Genomic DNA, 6,807 nt, shown 5'->3' with positions numbered 1-6,807 from the left:
GTCTAAAGCTTACCCTTTTAAGGGAATAAAAAGCGGTTGATATTCGGATATTCTCGTAGGGCAGGATGATGAGGAAACCTATGCCATATCAAATCGACCAAGAAAAAGAGAATATTCCAGATTTCAATCCCAATACTTTCCTAGGTCATGCTGCGCAAACAGCTAGAGGTACTGAAGTCCGCAATTCCGACCTGATGAGGCTAACTGAAATGACCCCGATTTCTATCAAGATAAGAGAGAAAAACTAGAATTTGATTAAAACTATCACGGATAAAGTTATTACTGCTTGTGGAGTAAAACTCATTAGTTGATATCAATGATTGTTTAAATATTTATGGCTTTATGGTTTAGTTGAACCAAAAACAGGAGATTCTTTTTTTGATGAATTTTAGTCATTTAGATACCCCTTGCGAGTGAAAAAAGCAAAACCACAGTATGTAGTAGATTTTCTAGAAAAATTAATATATGGCGTTTCTCAAAAAGCGTGAAATACACTTGTTTTTCTTCTTTTCTATCCTCTGTATTCCCGAATTACTACTTTGTAGAAAGGTTGCATACAACGTCTACTACTTCCTACTGGAGTTTAGACTAATTACAGCGGGCCAAAAACTTGCTGAGGGAGAATATTGAGATAGCCTAATTAGGCTGAAACTATTTCTGCATCAGCATTAAAACGACTTTTAAGTTCATTGTCCGCACGCCTGTGCTATGGGTTAATTGTGCCATGGCAAGACTTTTTGAAGGATTTGAATAACCTAGTCCTCACCCAAACTCCCTAAAAAATACAAATCATCAAGAGCATTGAGAATATTCGCATCCCTGATATTACCCTTGGGTTGTGAGTTTCAAGTCTTCATTGCTTCTGGGTAGATTATTTGAAAATCCCAAAATTTAGTCTAAACTCCAGTTCCTATTCCAGAGCAACAAACGAATGCGTGTACCTCAAATGGGAATTGCTATACATGATTTTTATTAAAAATTTTTTATTATAACACTATACATAATTGAAAAGTGGTCATAAGCTGTTAGTAGAAGGTTAAAAAAATCATAAGGAAGGAATTAGGACAAAAGTCGGAAGCATTTAGTCAGGGATTTGACCCCACTGAATGTAAGTCACTTTAAGAAGTAAGAGATTTAACCCTTGCTCTCTAAAGATTGTGCTGATGGAAGAAGCTACGGGCGGTCAAAAGAATTAGTCAACCTTCTTCATTTTTCCCTATTCCTTCAAGTTAATTTTTCTACAGGAGCAATGAATTATGACCACAACTACAAGGTTTAATTCTTATCTAATGGGCAACTTTGCCCCAGTGAGCGAAGAAATTACTGCTGACAACTTAGAAATCAAAGGCGAACTTCCTAGAGATTTGTCAGGAATGTATGTTCGTAATGGCCCTAACCCTCAATTTACCCCTCTAGGTAAATATGACTGGATGGATGGTGATGGAATGCTGCATGGAGTGAGAATTAGTGGTGGTAAGGCAGAATATAAAAATCGTTATGTACGAACAGGAGGTTTTGAAGTTGAACGAGACTTAGGTTATGCGGTCTGGAGTGGAAGATTAGAACCGCCTCAAGTTTCTAATCCTTACGGGCCGTATAAGAATGTATCTAACAGTAGTGTTAGTTATCACAATGGCAAATTATTAGCTTTTTGGGAAGCAGGGTTGCCTTACGCAGTTGAAGTTCCTAGTTTAGAAACAATTGGTCCATATTTGTGTGATGGTTACTTGGATTCTACTTTCACTTCTCATCCGAAAGTCGATCCTATGACTGGAGAATTAATATTTTTTGGTTACGCTCTTGATGCGCCTCCATATTTAAAGTATGGGGTAATTTCTAGTAATGGTGAGTTATTACAAATAGTACCTATCAATATACCCGTGCCTAGCGGGCCACATGACTTTGCCATTACAAAAAATTATACAGTTTTCATAGATTTACCATTGAGATTCCGTCCAGAACGAGTAGAGCAAGGTTTACCTGGTTGGATTTTTGAGAAGGGAGTGCCAAGTCGGTTTGGTATTTTGCCTCGGTATGGAAATAATGAAGATATTCAATGGTTTGAAGCTCATCCTTGCTATATCAATCATATTTTGAATGCTTATGAAAATGGGGATGAAGTAGTATTGTATGCTTGTCGGATGAGTTCAACTCATTCCTATACTAGTAATTTTAGAGATAGAGACCCTGATGAGAATATTCCTCGAATGTATGGTTGGGCATTTAATCTCAAAACTGGCGCGGTGAGAGAAGGAATGTTAGATAAAAGACCATCGGAGTTTCCTTCTATTAATCATCGCTTTGTCGGACGAGAGATGCGTTATGGTTATACTTCTAGGATGGCTTCAGTGCAACCTTTGTTTGATGGGATTATTAAGTATGATTTTTATACTGGTAGGTCAATAACCCATGATTTTCAGGAACAACGTTACGGGGGTTCTGTAACATTTGCGCCGAGAATAGGTGCTATTGATGAGGATGATGGTTGGTTACTAACGTTTGTGTATGATGAGAAAAATAAACGTTCTGAGTTATTGGTAATAGATGCTCAGAATATGAGAGAAGATCCTGTGGCACGAGTTATGTTACCTCAGAGAGTTCCTTATGGTTTTCACGGTACTTGGATATCTGAGATGCAATTGATAAATAGGATTTGTTGAGGAGTAGGGGAGTGGGGGAGTAGGGGAGTGAGGGAGTGAGGAAGTGGGGGAGTGAGGGAGTGAGGGAGTGGGGGAGTGGGGGAGTCTTAAAAAGGTAAGTTTTTAAGATTTGACAGGGAGACGCGGTGACACGGGGACGCGGTGATTGGATAATTGACTAATTAATTCAATCTACTCGCTCTATTCATTAGATCAAACTCCCGTCCTTCTGTCTGGGCATCTTCCTCTCTCCGCGTCTGGTGTGTGTCTCTCTCCACGCGTCCTCTCCACTCAAATTGGAAAAACTTACCCTTGTAAGAGTAGGGGAGTAGGGTCAATTTATCGTCTTTATCTTTTCCCTTATGGGTTTAATATCAAATCCGGTAGCATCGGTATAAAATCTTTTGAAGTAGGAGTCAGTCCTCAGTCCTCAGGAGGGAAAAAATTTATAAACATTTGGTAATGGTGAAGATGGAGAATGTTTTTATATCGAATCCGGTAGCATCGGTGTTATTCAATCTTTAAAGATCAGAGTAGGGGCTTTCTGGCCATTTGCTGACGCAAAGCTGCACTAACGCCCTTACCGATTGTATGACGATCAACAGAATTATATTACTCCGAAGCCAACGGATTTGATATAATAGCCTACCGTCTACACGGTGCTTAAAATTTTTTGGGGTTAGAAGCTCCATACAATTTTCCCTTCTGCCTTCTGCCTTCTTCAATTAACCCAACGATTTTGACTTTGTTCTAGATGTTCTAATAATTCTTGTTTATTCAAAGAAGGTTTTTTACAAATCAAACCTTGACAAACTAACCCTACAGAATTTTTAGGCAAATCTGCTTCAACCTTATAAATAGTAGTAGGAAAATAATGAGTAATTAAACTAGAAATTTCTGCTTCAGAGGTTCTAACTAAAGTTTGATTTCTATACCAGTCAAGAGCAACAAATAAACTCGGGCAAGCTTGAGGAGATTGTTTCATTATGCTGCTAAAAGCTGTTAAAGCTGACTCAGCTCGGTCGAGATAATATAATTCTTCGGTTAGCAAAGATAGACGTACTAAATTAGCAACTGCTATGCCATTTGCTGCGGGAGTTGCATTATCAATATAGTTCCGTTCTCGTAATATTAATTCTCCACTAACGTCGCTCGGTGAATTGTAATAACCTCCTGCTTCTAAACTCCATAAAAATTCATCAAACTCATCTTGTAATTTTACTGCTGTTTCTAGCCAATAATTAGTATTTGATGAATTAATAGAAGCCTGTTGTAAGTCTAGCAAAGCTTTTATAAATAAAGCATAGTCTTCTGACTGCGCCATTACTGTAGGTTTTCCTTCATAATTTAATCTATGAAAACGTTCGTCAACCCACTGATTTTTGATGATGAAATTAGCAGCATTAATAGCTAATTCTAGATATTCTGAATTGTTAAATACTGTGGCTGCCCGTGCCAACCCAGAAATCATTAAACTATTCCAAGCAACAATCATTTTAGTGTCTGTTACTGCCGGAATTCTACCAGGCCAATTATTATTTTTTGCTTCTTGATTATTGGTTGCTGGTGGAAAAGTTTTTATAGAAGAATGTTTGGCTCCATACCGTAATTCAAACAGTTTAGATAAGGAATTTTCTAAAGTTTCACTTAACTCTCCTGCTTGCTTTCTTTGCAAGACAATTTTTCCCTCGAAATTGCCAGTAGATGTTATGAAAAATTGTTCTGATAGTTCAGATAATTCTTCTGAGGTTAATAAATTTTCTAATTCTTGATAACTCCAAATATAGAACGCACCCTCTTCCGGTTCAGCTTCATCTGGAGTGGTAAAACTATCAGCATCTTGAGCAGCATAAAAAAATCCCTCTGGTGCAGTCATTTCTCGTTTTAGCCAATTTATTGTGCCAATAATTCCTCGTTTAAAAGCTGGCTCTTGATGTCCTGCACTCCATAAATTAGCTAAATATTCAACAATTTGACCATTATCGTAGAGCATTTTTTCAAAGTGAGGAACTGTCCAAGTTGCGTCTACTGTATAACGATGAAAACCTCCAGCAACATGGTCATAAATTCCTCCCAATGACAGATGTAATCCTCGTTGTAAACAAATTTGATTACCATCGTATTGAGATTCAAAATTAAACCTTGTTCCTTGTAATGCTGCTTGTCCATAAGGTATCATCGGAAAGCTTTGTTGAGAGTAGCGATCGCTAATAATTGCGGTACTAACTTCTAAACCTTTTTGCAGTATTTCTTGGCTTAATTCTTCTACTTCTGGTAATAAAACTGATTTTCTTAATCCCTCCAACATTTCTGATTTTAAATCGTTAAGTTTATTTTTTTCAATGTCATAAAATCTCCTAATCTTTTGCAAAACTTCTAAAAATCCTGGTCGTCCATAACGAGGTTCAACAGGGAAATAAGTACCACCAACAAAAGGTGTTAAATCATCAGGAGTTAAGAATATATTTAACGGCCAACCACCCTGTCCAGTTAACATTTGTAATGCCTGCATATAGATACTATCAACATCAGGTCGTTCTTCTCGATCTACTTTTATTGGTAAAAATTTTTCATTCAAATATTGGGCGATTTTTTCATCAGAAAAAGCTTCTCCTTCCATAACGGTACACCAGTGACAACTTGAATAACCAATTGATAGAAAAATTGGTTTATCTTCTCGCCGTGCAGTTTCTAAAGCTTCTTCACTCCACGGCCACCAATCTACAGGATTTTCTGCGTGTTTGCGGAGATAAAGACTTTGGGATTTAGCTAAACGATTGGTCATTTTTTCTTACTCCCTAGTTATTGTTAATATTGTCAATTATTCTGGTACTTTGAAAAGTAGATGATTAACATTTCCGCAGATTATAACGTATTTATGAATTTTAGGACTTGATTTTGATAAAGTATTATGATTAAATTTCAATATTCATTCTTTATTTATAAAACAAAATGCTTTGAATTAGTTGATATTTAATTCTTGTTTATTTTCGTTCCATAATGAATATGGATAAAAAATAATTGATTCACATTTTTTCTCTTATTCAATAATTAATTAGGGCTTGCTGAATAAATATAAAACCATTGACTTATATTGGTTTTAGCCTTTTTTGGTCTTGAAAAAGTACAAAGTTTTCGTTCTAGGGAACTCAAAAAGCTAGGATTTTGGGTTGATTATCGCAGAAAAATCAAGGGATAATTATTCCTACTGCCTCCTTTAAATTCCCCATTTTTCCTGTCTCCTAAAAAGAACAAAAAGACTTTTTTAGCAAACCCTAATCATGAATAATCAATTGTTACCTTTCCCTGAAATAAAGAGGATTAGTATAACTAAATAAATGTTGATTTTTTTGTTCTTCAAATAAGAAGAATTAAACTTTACAGCAGATTCCATCTTGGTGAAGTACACCCATAGCGGGCAAGATGCCTGCACTACAAATATTCCAGCTTTAATATCTGTATTTTATATACGTGAAATCTGCTATAACTATCTATTAATAACCTAGTAATCGTAATTTATCTTTCTATTTACTCTCAAAAATCATCAAGATTTAATGCCAATTACCAAAAGTAATGTGATGCTTGTGAAACACTTAAATTATTAAGTAAATGATGCAATAAAAATCATTTTTGTGATGATTATTAGCTAGTTAGTATTGATTATTATGATGTTAACTTCTTCCTGTACGGACGTTTTATGCAACATTCCTACCTACTCCTCCTTCTGGGAGTCTACCCTTTTAAGGGGATAAAAAAAAGAGGGTGCATCTCATATTTGCAAAAATACTTTTTTCCTATATATCCCCTGTTACCTGTTGCCTTTCGGAGCTGTTGCCTAAAAGCGATAAATTTTTGGCTTTATTCAAAATTGAGATGCACCTAAACAAAGAGAATTCCGTATTTTCTTACCTCCTTATTGCAGAAGTACTGATAACTGATATAGCAATGAGCGCTGGTATATTTACAAATTGCAGGATTTGCCCAATAGCTAAAAGTCTTATGTTATCGGCAATTTATTCCCTCTGTTGCCAGATGAGCTGTTGCCTGTTGCCTGCGCAGCTAACTAATACTTGACAAAATATACGTAAGCATTCAGCCGTAAGCATTCAGCCGTCAGCTATCAGCTATTGCTTTTAGTGAGCGATCAAAGCAATATTTAATTAGGCCT

At 36.2% G+C, this 6,807-nt stretch carries 3 protein-coding genes; 2 read left to right on the top strand and 1 reads right to left on the bottom strand.

The window, feature by feature from the left end:
* Nucleotides 1-80: 80 nt before the first annotated feature.
* Together AC3DU7_RS20770 and AC3DU7_RS20765 are read left to right on the top strand one after the other, a co-directional pair.
* A complete protein-coding gene (locus tag AC3DU7_RS20770) occupies nt 81-248 on the top strand; it encodes a hypothetical protein (protein ID WP_488041203.1) in 168 nt (55 codons plus the stop codon).
* Nucleotides 249-1,256: 1,008 nt separating this feature from the next.
* A complete protein-coding gene (locus tag AC3DU7_RS20765) occupies nt 1,257-2,660 on the top strand; it encodes a carotenoid oxygenase family protein (protein ID WP_488041202.1) in 1,404 nt (467 codons plus the stop codon).
* Nucleotides 2,661-3,360: 700 nt separating this feature from the next.
* On the opposite strand, the gene AC3DU7_RS20760 is transcribed toward AC3DU7_RS20765, so the two are convergent.
* Entirely contained in the window at nt 3,361-5,424 is a 2,064-nt protein-coding gene (locus AC3DU7_RS20760; protein WP_488041201.1) for a thioredoxin domain-containing protein, read from the bottom strand.
* Nucleotides 5,425-6,807: the final 1,383 nt, after the last annotated feature.

Source organism: Okeania sp. (assembly GCF_983059655.1).
Note: the sequence above shows the minus strand (reverse complement) of the source record. Positions and strands in the feature narration are given on the sequence as shown.